Here is a 15,961-nt window from a genome sequence, read left to right on the forward strand (position 1 = left end):
ACCCAGGCCCGGCCTGTGGGCGGCCCGTAGGCCAGCCGCAGCACAGCGGCCAACACCAGCGCCCCGCTGCCCACCAGCAGGCTTTCCTTGGTCAGGCCCGAAGTCCAGTACATTACCGTGGGCCAGAGCAGGAAAGCACCCACGGCCGCCAGCGGCACCGCCTCGGGCCACAGCCGCCGCAGCTGCCGCACTAGTTCCCAACTGCCCACAAAGCTGAACACCGATAGATACAGCACGTTCAGCGTGGCGCTGCCCAGGCTGGCCAGGTTCAGCACCGATAGCAGCTTGACCAGAAAAAGCGTGTTGGAGAAACCGTGAAATACCAGCTTTGCGCCCTGCCAGTGGAATTCGTCGGTCGGCAGCATCTGCAGCCACTGGCCGGGGGTCTGCCACAACTGGTCGGTCATGCGCCGGCTCCAATCCAGGAAATATACTGCGTCCTCGGTCAGCGCGACTAGAGTAATAGCCGTGGCCAGCAGCTTCAGGGCCAGCGTGGGCAGCACCCAACGGCCTACCTGCGGCAGCTGCCGCACCCGGGGCAGCCACCGCCACAGCAGCCACAGCAGGCCGGTATTGAGCAGGAGGGCTAGAATAATCTTCATTTGAGCCGCAAGCTACAAGCTGCAAGCCACAAGATGTACTGCGAAAACCTGTATCGCGCTACGCCTGCCTTAGCTACGCGGACGGAGCAGACTGGCCCCAATGCCGCAGTGCACGCAGCGGCGCGGGGCGCAATAGTCGCGGTGCAGGGCCAGCAGGGCCTGCGAGTCGGCGGCGCAGGTGTTCCGGAATCCGGCCGCTTCGTAGGCGTCGGTGAAGTGGTTACGTTCGGCGGGCAACTGGTCGAGCAGGCTCAGGGCCGCTTCCACCTGCTCGGGGTTGCCAACGGAGCGGGCGTAGGCCACGCGTAGCGGGACGACGGTGTTGGTTATCAGCAGATGCACGCTGCTACGGCCCATTTCCGCCACTTTGCCGGGGCGGCCGGGGCGAGTGTGGGTCTGCCAGTACTCGGGCAGCGGGGCCCGGAAAAACTGCTCCAGCGCCCGCCCATCGCGGGCCGTGAGCAGGGCGTCGAAGAGCGTGGGGCGGGCGTGCAACAGAGCCACTAGCTGGGCCAGCCGCACGGTGGGGAAGTTGGCCGGCCGCAACCGCAGGAAGTTCCACTCGTGGGTGGCCAACGCCGTACCGTGCAGGTTGTGCTTGTGGCGCAGAAACCCGAACTCGGTCTGCAGGTCGCGGCTGAACTCATCCAATGGCTCTTTCAATGTTTCCTCTTCCAGAAATCCGGCCTGCCCGAACACCAGCGCGGCCAGCTGGCGGACATCGGCTCGATAACGGCGCAATAGTGCCAGCGGCAGGGCTTTGGCCAAGCGGGCCAGCGGCTCGCTGTTCTTCTGGAAGCCAAACGCCGCGGCCAACGCGTGCCAGGCGGTAGCCTCCCAGTCCTGGCCCAGCCGCTCGTGAAGCTCGGTTACGCGGTCGGCCTTTTGCTCCATGCGCTCCAGCAGCGTGCGGCCCAACATCATCGTGCGCGTTAGCTCCGACACCTCGGGCAGCAGTGGGGCGCAGGGCAACAGCGTTTCGGGCGGTTGGCTGCGCAGCTTCTCGTAGGCGGCCAGGGCACCGGCCGGCAGCCGCGCCGCCAGCGCCAGCACTGGAATTTCGGAGCCGTTGGTGCGCTGCACCGGCACGTCGGCCGCGTGCACTACGTGCAGCACCACCTGGTCGTACTTGGGGTCAGTCTGGTGCTGGTGGCGGTGCCAGTCGGAGGCGCGCAAATGAATTTCCACAGCCCCGCTCCACTCCACATTGCCCAGCAGGAGGCGAGCCTGCAAGAAATCGGGACCGGCATCGGGGTTGCGGTGGCCGGGCCGCAACACGGTTATCGGCTGGCCGTCGTCGGTTTGCAGGTCGATTTTATCGAAGTACTGATGCTGCCAGATGTAGTGGAGGAAATCTTCCTGCATATTTTGCACGGTAATTCTATAGTTTGCCTTCTACGTATCTCTCAATTGCCTCTTCCTTTTGATTACAGCATCGCGGCGGATAGTACCCGCCGGGCGCTGGTGGTTTTCTACCGTTCGCGCTGGACCCGCAACCACTCCTCTAAATATATCAAGCGCGCCGCAGTATTGCTCCACCAGGCAGCAGATTTAGGTAACATCAGCGCTATGGCCTTTTTGGGCCTCATGTACGGGGATGGTTGGGGCGTGGCGGAAGATTACGATAAAGCCATTTTCTGGCTGCAGAAAGCAGCGGCGGCCCACCATCCGCTGGCACTCTATAATCTGGCCATAGCCCACGATAACGGCCTAGGCGTGCCCAAGAGTGCCAGCCAGGCGTTTCAGCTATTCGCGGCGGCGGCCAACCTGCAATATGCCGACGCCATGCACGCGCTCGGCACGATGTACGAGCAAGGCACCGGCACCGAAAAGGACCATCCCAAAGCCCGCTATTGGTACAGAAAAGCAGCCATCGCCGGGTACGCTACGGCTATGCACGAATTAGGGCGATGTTACCTGCGCGGCATCGGAGGCCCCGTAAGGCTGCCCGCAGCCAAGCAGTGGCTGGCCGCGGCCCACGCGGCAGGCGAAGCAATGGCGGCGGTGGCTCTGGGCAATTACTGTACACTGTTATCCCCCCCGGATTGGGAGCAGGCCTTAGGTTGGTATGAACGAGCTGTGGAGCAGGGCCCTCAAGAGGAAAGCGCCAGAGCTTTGTACCAGCTTGGAAAAGCGGCTTTGCTGGGTCACTACATTCCCGGTCGCTCCCGGGAGGCCAAAGAATATTTTCAGTGGGCCGCAAAATTCGGCCATCAGAAAGCGGCTATCGAGCTCGCCTTGATCACGGGCGAATCGTTCTAAAAAAAACCGGCCCGCCCCCGCAGAAATAGCAGGAGCGGGCCAGTTAGACTTACAGGCTTAGCGACTAGCGTAGGTCAATCACCTTTACACCTTTGTACTTGGTCTTATCGAAGTTGAAGGTGGTGGCGTCCACCGGCGCGTTGGGCAGGAACTTGCTGATGCGGTAGGTGTAGCGGTTGCCGTTCTTCTTGTACATCTGCCAGCTTTTCACCGCTTTATCGGTTCGGCCTACTTTCAGGCGCACTTTATACACTGGATTGTTGCGGTCCTCAGGCGACAAGTCGATGATGTCGACCATCTCGCCGCCTTCCTTGGCTTCGCCGGCGTAGTTGTACTTGTAGCCTTTCTTGTAGAGCGTATAAATCTGCGAGGGCGATACTTCCTGCTCGTCGGCCTCGTAGTCGGACACGTTCACCTCGTTTTCCGACTTCATGTAGGTCCACATGGTCTGGCCGTTGTTGATGACCTCCTGGCCACTCATCTTCAGCCGGAACTTCTGGCCGCTCACCGTAATGTCGCCGCTCAAGTTCTCCTTCACTTTGGCCGCATCGTTTTCGAGGGTTTGGGTGAAAGTGGCTTTAAAGGCCTTCATAGCCTTGTATTTCGCGCTCATCTGATCCAGAATCTTCTCCGCTTTGGGGTCCTGCTGAGCCGAAGCCACGGAGGTAAACGAAACGGATAAAGCGAGCAGAGCAAGGTACTTTTTCATTGCAGAGGGAAAGGTGTCTTTTACAGTATTGAGTAGTGAGACGTGCGAAGCGGGACTTTGTTCAATGTAAGGCGAAGAAAAGTTCGGTACCCCGACCACACTTAGCCTACAAATCCAGCCCAACTACTTCATACAACCACTTACTTGGGCAACGTATTCAACAACTGTTCCAAACTGTACTCATCCGGAATTAATACCTCCCGGGCCTTGCTGCCTTCGAATGGTCCCACGATACCAGCGTTTTCCAACTGGTCAATCAGGCGGCCGGCGCGGTTGTAGCCGAGCTTGAGACGGCGCTGCAGCAGCGAGGTACTGCCCTGTTGGTGCGTAACAATAACGCGGGCCGCCTCCTCGAACATATTGTCGCGGTCGGCGGGGTCGAAATCGTCGCTGTTGCCATTGCCGCCGCCGTCCTCGCCCACCACTTCGGGCAGGTGGTAGGCGTCGGGGTAGCCCTGCTGCCCGCCCACGAAGTCGCACAGGCGGTCCACCTCGGGCGTGTCGATAAACGCGCACTGCACCCGGATAATGTCGGAGCCCTGCGAAATCAGCATGTCGCCCTGGCCGATGAGCTGGTCGGCGCCGCCGGCATCGAGGATGGTGCGCGAGTCGATTTTGCTCGTCACCTTGAAGGAAATCCGGCAGGGGAAGTTGGCCTTGATGATGCCGGTAATCACGTTTACCGAGGGGCGCTGGGTGGCCACAATCAGGTGGATGCCGATGGCGCGAGCCAACTGAGCGAGGCGGGCAATGGGCGTTTCCACCTCCTTCCCGGCCGTCATCATCAGGTCGGCCAGCTCGTCAATCACCAGCACAATGAAGGGCATATAGCGGTGGCCCTTCTTGGGATTTAGGCGGCGCTCCACGAACTTGCGGTTGTACTCCTTCAGGTTGCGGCAACCGGCATCCTTAAGCAAATCGTAGCGCTTGTCCATCTCCATACACAGCGAGTTGAGCGTGTTAACCACCTTCTTGGTGTCGGTGATGATGGGCTCCTCGGTGTCGGGTAGCTTGGCCAGGAAGTGGCGCTCAATCTTGTTGAAGATGCTCAATTCCACCTTTTTGGGGTCGACGAGCACAAACTTAAGCTGGCTGGGGTGGCGCTTGTAAATCAGCGAAGCCAGAATCACGTTCAGGCCCACCGACTTACCCTGGCCCGTGGCGCCGGCCATCAGCAGGTGGGGCATCTTGGCCAGATCGACTACAAATACCTCGTTGGTAATGGTGCGGCCGAAGGCAATGGGCAGGTCCATTTCCGTAGAAATGAACTTGTCTGTGTTGAACACCGAGCGGATGCTCACCATCTCCTTCTTGGCATTCGGCACCTCGATACCAATGGTACCCTTGCCCGGAATAGGCGCGATGATACGGATACCCAACGCAGCCAAACTCAGCGCGATATCGTCTTCGAGGCTCTTGATTTTACTGATGCGCACCCCGGCGTCGGGCACGATTTCGTAGAGCGTGACCGTGGGGCCGATGGTGGCCTTGATGCTGGCGATATTGATGCCATAGTGGCCCAGCGTTTCTACAATGCGGTCCTTATTGGCTTCCAGCTCCTCCTTGGTTACCTGGGCTTTGGCCTGGCCGTAGTCGTTGAGCAACTCCAGAGTAGGGTACTGGTAGCGGGGCAGGTCGAGGGTCGGGTCGTACTCGCCGGTCGGCATGGCCTCGGCCTCCTCGTCTTCCTCGGCAATAACGGCCATATCGGGTCCGGCCGAAGGGTCGAGCTCAGGCTTCCCGGTGGCATCTTCTACCTCGAACGAGAGCCCTACGGGCTTAGCCGGCGCGGCAACTGGCAACGGCAGAGAAGCCGGCAGCGGGGCATCATCATCAGCCAAATCGGCCAGCGAAAGTGGCGTGGGCACGCTGGCGGCCAGGGGCGCAGCCGGGGCCACCGGTGCGCGGTCGGGCTCGGGCTCGGCTACTTCAATAGAGAAGCTGGGGCCGCTGGACTTTGGTGCTATTACTGCTGCCGCAGCAGCAGCCACCGGAGCCACGCTCAGGGGCAGCGCCGAAGCACCGGCCGCCAGCCCCCCTCCTACTGTGTTGGCCGCCGCCAGCGCCGACGAAGCCACGGCGCCGGTCCGGAGCGGTATGGGGTCCGCTTCGTCGTCTTCGAATTCGTCGTCGGCTTCCTCCTGCTCCTCAACTGCCACGGCCTGCGAACCGCGCGTATCGCGCATCGTGAGGCCCAGGGGGTTGTCGTCGGCATCAATAGCCGAAGGAGCGTCCACGGCCCAGGGAGCGGGCTCGTTGGTGACGCGGCGGTTGGCGGCGGGCTCGGTTTCGTCGGCCGCATCATCGGCGGGGCTGCTACCCAGGTTGAGGGTAGTGACATTAAAGAAGAACACCACGAACGAAATCAGCAGGAAGGCCAGCAACAGCACCGTGCCCCAGCCAATGAGGCTGTCGAGCCAGAAAGCCGTTTCGTAACCCACGCCGCCGCACAAAAAGTCGAGGCTATGGGCCAGTACGGGGTCGATGCCGGGGGTTTGCAGCGAGAGCACCACGTAGCCCAGCAGCACACTCAGCCAGAGCGTAGTGAACAGGCACAAGGCCAGCACGTAGCTGAACGACACGGCCCCGCGTCGAAACACAATTTTATAGCCTAGGAAAAAGACTATCGGAATCAGGGCAAACGCGGCCACGCCAAAACCGTCCTGAATCAGCCATTCGGCCAGCAGCGCGCCCACCACGCCCAGCCAGTTGCCGGTTTCCTGGCCTGCATCGCGTAGGGCGGTGCGGCCCACGCTTTCGGTCACGCTCTGGTCGGCATGGCCGGTGAACAGGAACGAGACGAAGGCAATGGTGAGGTAGATGGAGCTGAAGAGCAGAAAAAAGCCCATAAACAGCTGGAAGCGCCGGTCGCGCAGGAAATCGAAGATACCTCCCAGTTGAAATACCGGCAGTTTAAGCGGCTTACGCTCTTTTTTGGGCTTGGCCGCGGCCGCCGACTTCGGCTCGTTGCGCCGGTTTTCGCGCGGAGGCACGTCGGCGGAAGCAGCAGCGGGGCGGGGTTGATTGCGGGCCGGCCGCGGCTCCGCCGGACGAGGCTCGTTGCCGCGGCGGGTGGGGGTTTCAGCCGGTTGCTTGTAGGTATTTTTAGCCATTAGAAAAGTACGCCAGATACCAAATCTAGGTATAAAAGAGGTGAAAAGGCGAGAAAATCCAAGCCAAGATAGTGAGATGATGAACCCGGGCGTTTGGCGCTGTAGGGCCGCAGCGGCCCGCCGGCTGGCGCTAGGCCATTGAGCCCGAACACTTAGCCTGCACGGCCCGCGCGTGCAAACGCCCGGTGCGCCTGCTCTCGGGTTCCCTATAGCACCTCATACACCCACAGGTGCCAGTAGGCGTCTGGGGCGGCGTACTGGCCAAACAGGCGCAGGCCGCTGGCTCCGGGCCGGGCCAGCCGGGCCGCCGACAATACGTAGCGCCCGCCGAGCCGGCGGAAAGCCGCGGCATCGAACTGCCAGTGCTGCACGGTGCGGGCCGGCGTGGCAGGCACCCGGAAATTCTTACCCAACTCGGCCGAAAACAGGTAGCAGCGGTTGCCCCAGGCATCGAAGTACGTGGCCAACTCCGGGCTTTTGGCCAGCTCACCAGCTATTAGAGGTCGGAAGGCGTGCTTGTAGGCCAGCGGGTAGTTGTTGAGGTAGGCATCGAGGGTAAAAAAACCGTTGAGCGTAGCCACGGCCGGTGGAAAGCCCAGGCATGCTACCCTGTAGGCTGCCGACTGCTGGCCGGTGCGCTCGGTAATAGCTTGTTGAACCCGCTCAAACAGATTGGGGGCTACATAGGCGGCATAGGTGGGCTCCGAAACCGGTAGCCGGCCCAGCAGACGGCGCACATTTAGCGTCCATTCGGTATTGAACCCCAGCCCGATGGCCAGCTGCAACGCCACCAGCGCCCAGCGGCCCCGACCGGCCGGCAGCTGGCGCAGGCTTAAAGCCAGCAGGGCAAACCACGCCAGCGGCAACAGAAAGTGAAGCCGCGAAAGATTGAAAGCCCGGAGCAGCGGCAGCGCCTGCTGGCCCACCGCTGTCAGCTGCGGGTAGAAACCGCAAAACAGCGCGGCCCCGGCTAGGGCCAGCATTGCTCCGGCTAGCCATTGCCGCAGCTGGTGGCGGGCCGGGCCGACCGGAACCAGAAACGCAGCCGCCCCGGCGGCCAGCAGCGGGGCCAGCCACACCAGCAGCCCGCTGTGGTAGTGACCCAGCAGAAAATAGCGCGCAGCTGCCAGCAGCCCTACTCCTACCCCAACCGGGGCCAGTCGCTCATAATCGAACTCCAGCCGGTGCGATACGAACTGCCCGCCGAGCAGCCCCGAAACCAGCGGATACTCCACCACCAGATACGTGGCTGCCAGCACAACCAGCCCTAGCAGCAGGCGGCCGGCGGCCCGGTAACAGCCCCGCCAGGTGTCCCACAACAGCAGCACTCCACCCGCCAGCAGCACAAATACCCCCGCCAGAACCAAGCTTGACCACAGTCCGAAGGCCACCAACACCACCCAGTAGGGCCAGCGGGCAGGGCCGTGGCGCAACTGTAGCAGGGCCACCGCCACCGCCGGTTGCCCCAGCACCGATACACCGTAGGTAGTGTAGGCCGGCAGCACCGCCCAGGCCAGGGCCAGCCCGGCACACAGCGCAGCGTTGCGGGGGCCGGGTAGCAGGTGGCGGCGCAAAAGCCAGTACATACTCAGCAGCCCCGCCAAACGTACCAGTAGCTCGTGCAGCAGGTAGGCAGGCAATGTAGGCAGCAGGGCCTGCAGGCCTACCAAGGGTTGCAAACCGGGTCGCAAGGCATTGCGGGGAAGTCCGTTCAGCAGGCGGTTCACCACGATGCCCGGCCGGTAGTCAAGGGCCTTGCCTTCGGTTACCAGCGCATAGCCGGTAGCCAGCTCGGTGTCGAGGTTGTCGTTGAGCAGGATGTAGGTACGGCCGGCGGGGCCTATATAGGCCAGGGCCAGCAACAGTAGTGCCGCTACTGCCCCCAGTAGGGCGTGGCGAAGGCGAAACGGCAAAGCAATGGCGCTAAAAAGAGCAGGCATGAAAGCAGCAGCAGGAACGGGGCCGTAAAAGTAGCTGCCTTTTTACGGCAAAACGCATCCTGACCGGCAAGCCACACGTTAAAACAATTTCTGCTTTTTTTATACTTTTAACATGATAGAGAATTTACTATCTACTCCTGAATGTCTTGACTATTGCCAGTTACGCTATTCGGTGGAGCAGAAGCAGCTCACTGTCACCTGGCAGGGTTATGTAACGGGGCCAATGGCTTACGAAGGAGCTCAGGCCGCGCTCGACATTCTGCGCCAGTACCCGTGCTGCTGCCTACTCAACGACAACACGGACTTAGAGGGTCCCTGGTTTGATTCGATGATGTGGGTGGCGCAGCGCTGGGCCCCGGCCGCTGCTCAGGCTGGTGTGCAATATGTGGCCCATGTAGTGCGGGCCGGCACCCTGGCTACCACCTTTCTGGGCACGCCTACCCACCACTTATTCACCCAATTCGAAATCCAGTTTTTTGACATCCTGGCGGAAGCCAACGATTGGCTGGCCTCGAGCCGGCAGCATCCAGCGCACTGAATACGGGCCGGTTACTGCTGGCACGCTAGCTGCGCGGATGAAACTGAGTGATAACCTGGCGCAGGTAGTCGCGGTCGAGGTGGGTGTAGATTTCGGTGGTGGTAATGCTTTCGTGGCCCAGCATTTCCTGCACGGCCCTTAAATCGGCGCCGCCCTCAATTAGGTGCGTAGCAAAACTGTGGCGGAAGGTGTGCGGGCTGATGCTCTTGGCAATGCCCGCTTTTTCGGCGGCCGCCTTGATGATGTGGAAAATCATCACCCTGGAAAGGCCCGCGCCCCGCTTGTTGAGAAACACGGTGTCTTCGTGGCCGGGCTTGATATCGAGGTGGGCCCGGATGCCCTGCAGGTAGAAGCCCAAGTGCTTGAGCGCGTCGCGACCGATGGGCACCAGCCGCTCCTTGTTGCCCTTGCCCGTTACCCGCACAAAGCCCTGGTCGGCGTAGAGGTTAGACAGGCGCAGGCCGGTCAGTTCGCTTACGCGCAGGCCTGAGCTGTAAAGCACCTCCAGTATGGCCCGGTTGCGGGTGCCTTCGGGCGTACTCAGGTCGATGGCGGCCAGCAGTTGTTCGATTTCAATGTAGGTGAGCGTATCGGGCAGCTTGCGGCCGGTTTTGGGCGCTTCCAGCGTGTCGGTGGGGTCGATGGAAAGCATATCCTCCATGATCAGGAAGCGGTAAAAGGCCTTGATGCCCGACAGGGTACGGGCCTGCGAGGTGGCCTCCAGGCCCATGCCGCCCAGCCAGGTGAGGAAGTCGCGCAGCAGGCGGGTGGTGACCTGCTGGGGCGAAGCCGGTAGCCGCTCCAGCTCCAGGTACTGGCGCAGCTTGTGCACGTCGCGCGCATACGCCTCCACCGAGTTGGCCGACAACGACTTTTCGAGCTGCAGGTAGCCCTCGAACTGTTTAATGGCAAGATTCCAGGGCGACACGCGTGAGTGAATAGGTGAATGAGTGTAAAGAAACGTCATTCAGAGCGAAGCGAAGAATCTCGCCGGCCCAAGTAGCCTAAGTCATCAAGTAAACTGCCCGCCCATCTGCCACAGCCTTGGCACGCGAGATTCTTCGCTCTGCTCAGAATGACGTTCCTTTGTCCCTAAACCTTATAATACTCCCAACACTATGCAAATCCTGCTGCTCAACGGCCCCAACCTCAACCTGCTGGGCCGGCGCGAGCCCGGCATCTACGGCACCCGCTCCTTCGAAGACTACCTGCCCGAACTGGTGGAGGCCTTTCCGCAGTTCGAGCTGGTGTACTTCCAGAGCAACCACGAAGGCGGCCTCATCGATAAGCTGCACGAAGTGGGCTTCAGCTACCATGGCATCGTGCTGAATGCCGGCGGCTTCACCCACACCAGCGTAGCGCTGGCCGACGCGGTGGCCGCCATCGGCTCGCCGGTAATCGAGGTGCACCTAAGCAACCTGCACGCCCGCGAGGAGTTCCGGCAGCGTAGCCTGCTGGGCCGCCACTGCGCCGGCAGCATCAGCGGCTTCGGGCTGGAAAGCTACCGGCTGGCCCTGCACTACCTCGATGGCCAGCGGCCCAAGCGCATGGGGTTTCGGGTGTAAGGCAGCGCGAGGGGGCGGATATCTGGCGTTTACCCTGCCGGCCCTCATTCCCTTTCCTACCTTTGTATTTCCTTACCAAGCAATCCGCCGCTATGTATACATTCAATCCCGGGCCTTCGCAGGTGTATCCGCAGGTGCGCCAGTATCTACAGGATGCCTTTGATGAAGGCTGGCTTTCGGCGCCGCACCGGGGCGAGAAGTTTGTGCAGCTGATGCGCCAGACGGTGCAGGAGCTCAAAGCCAAGCTCCACATCCCGCAGGACTACACCATTTTTTTCCTCAGCTCGGCCACCGAATGCTGGGAAGTGCTGGCCCAAAGCCTCACGCCCACCAAAAGCTTCCACCTTTATAATGGCGCTTTCGGCCAGAAGTGGTACGAAACTGCCAAAGCCCTTCGTCCGGCCTCGGCCGGCCTGAAATTTGGGATTGATGAGGTGCCCGACACCGACCGGCTACCGGGCCTAGACGAGCAGACCGACCTGGTGTGCATTACCCAGAACGAAACCTCCACCACCACCCAGCTGCGCGACGGCGTTATCCTCAACCTGTACAACCGACTGCCGTCCAGAGCTTTGCTGGCCGTCGATGCCACTTCGTCGATGGCCGGGGTGCAGATCAAGTACATTAAGGGCGACATCTGGTACGCGTCGGTGCAGAAGTGTTTCGGGCTGCCGGCGGGCCTTTCGGTGATGGTGCTTTCGCCGCGGGCCATCGAGCGGGTGCGCCAGCTGAAGGAGCGCGGCCACTACAACTCGCTGGCCGACCAGTACGAGAAGATGCTCAACTTCCAGACCACCCACACGCCCAACGTGCTGGGAATCTACCTTCTGAGCCGCGCCATCCACGACAACCCGCCCATTAAAACCATTCACCAGCACGTAGTCGAGCGGGCCACCAAGCTCTACGACTACTTCGACCAGGCCACTCAGCTCCGGCCGCTGGTTACCAACCCCGAGACCCGCTCCTACACCGTCATCGGCCTGCAAGCCGCCCCAGCCCTCATCGAGGAGGTCAGGCGCCGCGCCCTGGCCCAGAACCTGTACATCGGCAGCGGCTACGGCGACCTGAAAGCCACCAGCCTGCGCATTGCCAACTTCCCCGCCATCCCCGATGCCGCCTTCGAGCAGCTCGTGCAGTTCTTCGCCAAGGAGTTCTCGTGAGCAGAAACCTCGTGCTTACTTTCTGCTTTTCCGGACTGCTCCTAAGCAGCTGCATGGAAACCAGTACGACAGATTCGAACGAAGCTTACAAGTATTGGGCGATGACACCAGTACCGGCAGAAGTGACTGTTAACCACGGTCAATACTGGCAATCTGCTCATTTTACCCGCGAATACATTACTTACCTGGACCTGACTACTACTGCTGAATGGAGCCAGGAGTACATCCGTCAAAATGGGCTCGTGCCGAACAACGGAGTGCCAAACCGTATTCTGCCACCCGATTCCCCACGCTGGTTTAGCCCCGACAGCTCCTTCAGCGCTTACTCGCGTCTCGGTGTCAGCGGCGTATATTACCTGCAAACCCGAACCGGCCGAATGCTTATTTATGAGGAGCAGTTTTAGGTTTGTTGCCCCTGAAAATGCTCCGTTCTCAGAACGAATCTGCACTATCTGAACCATCTGTAATTCATGTTCAGTCTCAAGGAAATAGCCTCCGTCACGCTCACCCTGTTCGCCATCATTGATATTCTGGGCTCGGTGCCCATTATCATCCAGATTCGGCAGCGTGAAGGCGGCGTAAATGCCGAGAAGGCCACTATCGTGGCGGGCATTCTGATGGTGAGCTTTCTGTTCGTGGGCCAGAGCATCCTGTCGCTTTTTGGCGTTGATTTTCAATCGTTTGCCTTGGCCGGTGCCATCATCATCTTCCTCATTGGCATGGAGATGATTCTGGGCATCGAGCTGTTCCGGCACGACCCGGCAGCGGGCACGGGCTCGATTGTGCCGCTGGCTTTCCCGCTTATCGTAGGCGCCGGCACCATGACCACGCTCCTCTCGCTGCGGGCCGCCTACGCGCTGCCCAACGTGCTGGCCGGCGTGCTCGTAAACCTGGTTTTCGTGTACCTGGTCATCAAAAGTTCCCCCTGGATTGAGCGTAAACTTGGCAAGGCCGGCGAGGATATTCTGCGCCGTGTATTCGGCGTCATTCTGCTGGCCATTGCCATCAAACTGTTTAAAACGAATTTCTAGTAAGACCTGATTACCAGGAAGTGAGAGGTGCGCCTTTCGTGCTGCCCGGCCAAATAGGGCTGACAGCACGAAAGGCGCACCTCTCACTTCCTGGTAATCAGGTCTAAACTCGCACCTCTGCGTTCGTCAGTATTCCCCGATGACAGGTTCCTCGCGGCTCATCAACAGGCCTACCATCATCAGCACACCTGTCAGCAGGATAACGATGAAGAGGATGTTTTCGGAAACTTCGCCGATGAGGTGTTGCTGGGGAATGCTATAGAACAGCAGCACCGTAATAAGGCCTTTCGGGGCGATAAACAGCTCCGGAATAAGGTCGGTTTTGGCAATGAAGCGCAGGTAAAAGTAGCGGATAGCCGTGAGGGCCGCCACGATAAGCACGCCTTGAATCAGCAGCTGCGGGCTCATCAGCTTGCTGACCGTAATACTGAAGCCAAACAGCAGAAAGAAGAACGTCCGGATCAGGAAGGCCGATTCAGCCGTGATGCTACGCAGCTGATGCAGCTCCTCGGTAAGGCGGGCCGGGTTGAACCAGGTTTTGATGGGCCCCACCATGAACTGCTCGGCATTATTAACGGCCAGCCCAAATACCAGCACCAGCACCAGCGACGACAGATGCAGGTTTTTAGCGACGCTGTAGAGCAAAATCAGGAAGGCCAGAATCAGGAAGAACTTGACGTGCAGCCGGATACGGTCGAGCAGGAAGATGAGCGCGGCGGTGCTTATAATGGCCACAAAGGCAACGGCTATTACATCGAGCCCGAACGTAGCCACCGACATACCCTGGCCGAAGTTGGCCTGCAGGGCGAAGTTGAAGAGCATAATGCCCAGAATATCGGAAAAGGTGCTCTCGTAGATGATGAACTCCTGCTTTTCGCCCGTAAGACCCGCCACACTGGGAATAGCAATGGCTGAACTGATAACGGCCAGCGGAATGGCATTTACCAGGCAGCTTTGGAAGTTAACCCCCAACCAATAGTGCAGAATAAGGGCAATGGCCAACGACTGCACGACCAGCATAAGCACGGCCGCAAAAAAGGAACGCCGGATTAGAGGAAATTTTTCGCGGGTTATTTTGAGATCCAGCGCCCCCTCTAGCACAATCATAATCAGCCCGATAACTCCGAATATTTCCAGAATTACTTTAGGCGCGACGAAGGTAAATTCGAAGTAGTCGGCGGCCTGGCGCAGAGCAATACCCGAGAGCAGTAGCATGAGTACCGATGGCACCTTAGTGGCACGGGCAATCAGGTCGAAGAGGTAGGACAGAATCACGGCCAGACTGAGGCCGATAAGAATGGTATAAGAACCCATAGATTGAGGCTTGGCCCAAAAGTAATTCCGGCTATACGAGCCGGAATAAGGGGCGGTTGGCCGGGGTTTAGAAAATCCGGAACGGCGAAGATACGCTTTCAACGGCGGTAGCATGGGCCTGCCGGTCGAATTGGGTCTGCGTGGGCACGCAATGTACCTTTGCCTTATGCAACAGCCTTTGGGGAAAGAAGTAGCCGTGGTAGGCGGTGGGCCAGCGGGCCTGCTGGCCGCCCAGCGCCTGGCCGAAGCGGGCTGCCGGGTGCGCCTCTACGAAGCCCAGGCCACGGTGGGCCGCAAGTTTCTGGTAGCCGGCCACGGGGGCTTCAACCTAAGCAATGCCGAAGACGCCACCCCCTTTGCCGCCCGCTACGCCGCCCGCACTTCCGATTTCGCTGGTTTCCTGGCCCACTTCTCCCCCACCGACCTGCGCGCCTGGGCCACCGAGTTGGGCATCGGCACCTTTGTGGGCACCAGCGGCCGGGTGTTTCCGGAAGCCCACCACAAACCCGCCGACCTGCTGCGCGCCTGGGTGACACGGCTGCAGGCCTTGGGCGTAGAACTGCACGTGCGCCACCGCTGGCTGGGTTTTGGCCCCGACGGTGCGCTTTACCTGCGCAACGAAACCACCGGCGAGCGAACCACCTTGCAGCCCGCCGCCACGCTGCTGGCCCTGGGCGGGGCCAGCTGGGCCAAAACCGGCTCCGATGGAGCCTGGCTGCCCGAGCTGGAGCGCGCCGGCGTGTCGGTAGTGCCCTTCATGCCCGGCAACTGCGGGGCCGGGGTGGCTTGGTCGGAGTTTTTCCGGGCAAAGGTGGGCCGTCAACCGCTCAAAAACATAGCACTAAGCTGCGGCGGGGCTACGGTACACGGAGAAATCATGCTTACCGACTACGGCCTCGAAGGCACGCCGGTGTACGCCCTCACGCCGCAGCTGCGGGCCGCCCTGGCCACCGGAACGCCGGCCCTGCTGCATCTGCATCTCAAACCCGATCTGAGCTCGACTCAACTGCTGGATAAGCTGGCGCGGCGCAAGCCGGGCAAGTCGGTGGCTTCATTTCTGGGTGAAGCGCTGCGCCTGGGTTCGCCGGTGCCAACGCTGTTGCGCGAGCTGAGCCCGGCCGCATTTCCAGCCGCACCCACCGAAGCCGCCGCCCTGCTTTCGGCCCTCCCGATACCTGTAACTGGCCTACGCCCGCTCGATGAGGCCATCAGCACGGCTGGCGGCGTGGCGTGGGAAGCCCTCGATGAGCACCTGATGCTGCGGGTCCGGCCCGGCACCTTCGTGGCTGGCGAAATGCTCGATTGGGAAGCGCCTACCGGCGGCTACCTGTTGCAGGGCTGTTTCAGTACCGGTGCTTGGGCCGCCCGCGGCATTCTGCACTGGCTTGAGAATAGTCCTTAGGCCCTTACTTTTCCCGCTCCGCGCGCTCAACTTCTTCAGCTTCGGCCAGCACGGCTTTGGCTTCGTTGAGCAAGCGCTGGCCGTGGTCGAGCTGCTGACGCAGGATAAGGGCGAAGAGCACGAAATACGACACGATCGGCAGCAGCAGCCCCAATGCAAACCACAGCCAGAACGAGCGGCCGTAGCTATAGGCGCAATAGCCGGTTACCAGCGGAACCAGCGACATGGCAAACAGGCCCGCAATAGCTAAATCGATAAACATGGGGCCGGAGCTGAGCGGTGGGAAAACTAAATCGTTACGGAAGATACGGTATTATCGGTAGCC

Annotated in this window: 14 protein-coding genes and 1 pseudogene; 7 read left to right on the plus strand and 8 right to left on the minus strand. The window is 60.6% G+C overall.

What is annotated here, in order from left to right; genetic code table 11:
- Together HW556_RS03995 and HW556_RS04000 are read right to left on the minus strand one after the other, a co-directional pair.
- Positions 1–602 (minus strand): annotated as a pseudogene (locus HW556_RS03995) (hypothetical protein); the annotation flags it as partial.
- A 69-nt stretch (positions 603–671) separates the two neighbouring features.
- The gene (locus tag HW556_RS04000) at positions 672–1,967 is read right to left on the minus strand and encodes a DUF2851 family protein (RefSeq protein WP_176898195.1); all 1,296 of its coding nucleotides are present in this window, start codon (positions 1,965–1,967) and stop codon (positions 672–674) included.
- Here HW556_RS04000 and HW556_RS04005 point away from each other — a divergent pair.
- On the plus strand, positions 1,932–2,864 hold the full coding sequence (locus tag HW556_RS04005) for a tetratricopeptide repeat protein (RefSeq protein WP_176898197.1): 933 nt from the start codon (positions 1,932–1,934) through the stop codon (positions 2,862–2,864). The two genes, HW556_RS04000 and HW556_RS04005, sit on opposite strands and share 36 nt — an antisense overlap.
- Before the next feature lie 64 nt (positions 2,865–2,928).
- On the opposite strand, the gene HW556_RS04010 is transcribed toward HW556_RS04005, so the two are convergent.
- From HW556_RS04010 to HW556_RS04020, 3 genes are all read right to left on the minus strand, one after another.
- The gene (locus tag HW556_RS04010; RefSeq protein WP_176898199.1) at positions 2,929–3,573 is read right to left on the minus strand and encodes a LolA family protein; all 645 of its coding nucleotides are present in this window, start codon (positions 3,571–3,573) and stop codon (positions 2,929–2,931) included.
- A 140-nt stretch (positions 3,574–3,713) separates the two neighbouring features.
- Positions 3,714–6,686 carry an FtsK/SpoIIIE family DNA translocase gene (locus tag HW556_RS04015; protein ID WP_176898201.1) on the minus strand — a complete coding sequence of 991 codons (2,973 nt, stop codon included), beginning with the start codon at positions 6,684–6,686 and terminating at the stop codon, positions 3,714–3,716.
- A gap of 206 nt (positions 6,687–6,892) precedes the next feature.
- A complete protein-coding gene (locus HW556_RS04020) occupies positions 6,893–8,626 on the minus strand; it encodes a DUF6044 family protein (protein ID WP_176898203.1) in 1,734 nt (577 codons plus the stop codon).
- Between the two features lie 112 nt (positions 8,627–8,738).
- On the opposite strand from HW556_RS04020, the gene HW556_RS04025 reads away from it, so the two are divergent.
- Complete coding sequence (locus HW556_RS04025; protein WP_176898206.1) at positions 8,739–9,164, plus strand: hypothetical protein; 426 nt, start codon at positions 8,739–8,741, stop codon at positions 9,162–9,164.
- 25 nt (positions 9,165–9,189) lie between these two features.
- Here the strand turns inward: HW556_RS04025 and xerD are convergent, their stop codons facing one another.
- Entirely contained in the window at positions 9,190–10,131 is a 942-nt protein-coding gene (gene xerD / locus HW556_RS04030; RefSeq protein ID WP_176898208.1) for a site-specific tyrosine recombinase XerD, read from the minus strand.
- Between the two features lie 151 nt (positions 10,132–10,282).
- Here xerD and aroQ point away from each other — a divergent pair, with 151 nt between their 5' ends.
- From aroQ to HW556_RS04050, 4 genes are all read left to right on the plus strand, one after another.
- A complete protein-coding gene (gene aroQ, locus HW556_RS04035) occupies positions 10,283–10,729 on the plus strand; it encodes a type II 3-dehydroquinate dehydratase (protein ID WP_116939895.1) in 447 nt (148 codons plus the stop codon).
- Positions 10,730–10,821: 92 nt separating this feature from the next.
- Complete coding sequence (locus HW556_RS04040) at positions 10,822–11,889, plus strand: aminotransferase class V-fold PLP-dependent enzyme (RefSeq protein ID WP_176898210.1); 1,068 nt, start codon at positions 10,822–10,824, stop codon at positions 11,887–11,889.
- Between the two features lie 53 nt (positions 11,890–11,942).
- Entirely contained in the window at positions 11,943–12,293 is a 351-nt protein-coding gene (locus HW556_RS04045; RefSeq protein ID WP_176898212.1) for a hypothetical protein, read from the plus strand.
- Between the two features lie 66 nt (positions 12,294–12,359).
- Positions 12,360–12,920, plus strand: a complete 561-nt coding sequence (locus HW556_RS04050) for a MarC family protein (RefSeq protein ID WP_176898214.1) — start codon at positions 12,360–12,362, stop codon at positions 12,918–12,920.
- 126 nt (positions 12,921–13,046) lie between these two features.
- Here HW556_RS04050 and HW556_RS04055 read toward each other — a convergent pair whose 3' ends face one another.
- Positions 13,047–14,234: a cation:proton antiporter domain-containing protein gene (locus HW556_RS04055; RefSeq protein WP_176898216.1), complete on the minus strand. Its 1,188-nt coding sequence runs from the start codon at positions 14,232–14,234 to the stop codon at positions 13,047–13,049.
- A 166-nt stretch (positions 14,235–14,400) separates the two neighbouring features.
- Between HW556_RS04055 and HW556_RS04060 the strand changes: the two genes are divergently transcribed.
- Positions 14,401–15,636 (plus strand): BaiN/RdsA family NAD(P)/FAD-dependent oxidoreductase, encoded by a 1,236-nt coding sequence (locus tag HW556_RS04060; protein WP_176898218.1) that lies wholly within the window; start codon positions 14,401–14,403, stop codon positions 15,634–15,636.
- A gap of 4 nt (positions 15,637–15,640) precedes the next feature.
- Here HW556_RS04060 and HW556_RS04065 read toward each other — a convergent pair whose 3' ends face one another.
- The gene (locus HW556_RS04065; protein WP_176898220.1) at positions 15,641–15,898 is read right to left on the minus strand and encodes a hypothetical protein; all 258 of its coding nucleotides are present in this window, start codon (positions 15,896–15,898) and stop codon (positions 15,641–15,643) included.
- Positions 15,899–15,961: the final 63 nt, after the last annotated feature.

The sequence above is a fragment of the Hymenobacter terrestris genome (assembly GCF_013377905.1).
Taxonomy (GTDB): Bacteria; Bacteroidota; Bacteroidia; order Cytophagales; family Hymenobacteraceae; genus Hymenobacter; species Hymenobacter terrestris.

Bases quoted from the DNA above. Each gene is read 5' to 3' on its own strand.
- HW556_RS04005 (WP_176898197.1), top strand. From the start codon at position 1,932: ATGCTGCCAGATGTAGTGGAGGAAATCTTCCTGCATATTTTGCACGGT.
- HW556_RS04000 (WP_176898195.1), bottom strand. From the start codon at position 1,967: ATGCAGGAAGATTTCCTCCACTACATCTGGCAGCATCAGTACTTCGAT.
- HW556_RS04010 (WP_176898199.1), bottom strand. From the start codon at position 3,573: ATGAAAAAGTACCTTGCTCTGCTCGCTTTATCCGTTTCGTTTACCTCC.
- HW556_RS04015 (WP_176898201.1), bottom strand. From the start codon at position 6,686: ATGGCTAAAAATACCTACAAGCAACCGGCTGAAACCCCCACCCGCCGC.
- HW556_RS04020 (WP_176898203.1), bottom strand. From the start codon at position 8,626: ATGCCTGCTCTTTTTAGCGCCATTGCTTTGCCGTTTCGCCTTCGCCAC.
- HW556_RS04025 (WP_176898206.1), top strand. From the start codon at position 8,739: ATGATAGAGAATTTACTATCTACTCCTGAATGTCTTGACTATTGCCAG.
- xerD (WP_176898208.1), bottom strand. From the start codon at position 10,131: ATGACGTTTCTTTACACTCATTCACCTATTCACTCACGCGTGTCGCCC.
- aroQ (WP_116939895.1), top strand. From the start codon at position 10,283: ATGCAAATCCTGCTGCTCAACGGCCCCAACCTCAACCTGCTGGGCCGG.
- HW556_RS04040 (WP_176898210.1), top strand. From the start codon at position 10,822: ATGTATACATTCAATCCCGGGCCTTCGCAGGTGTATCCGCAGGTGCGC.
- HW556_RS04045 (WP_176898212.1), top strand. From the start codon at position 11,943: ATGGAAACCAGTACGACAGATTCGAACGAAGCTTACAAGTATTGGGCG.
- HW556_RS04050 (WP_176898214.1), top strand. From the start codon at position 12,360: ATGTTCAGTCTCAAGGAAATAGCCTCCGTCACGCTCACCCTGTTCGCC.
- HW556_RS04055 (WP_176898216.1), bottom strand. From the start codon at position 14,234: ATGGGTTCTTATACCATTCTTATCGGCCTCAGTCTGGCCGTGATTCTG.
- HW556_RS04060 (WP_176898218.1), top strand. From the start codon at position 14,401: ATGCAACAGCCTTTGGGGAAAGAAGTAGCCGTGGTAGGCGGTGGGCCA.
- HW556_RS04065 (WP_176898220.1), bottom strand. From the start codon at position 15,898: ATGTTTATCGATTTAGCTATTGCGGGCCTGTTTGCCATGTCGCTGGTT.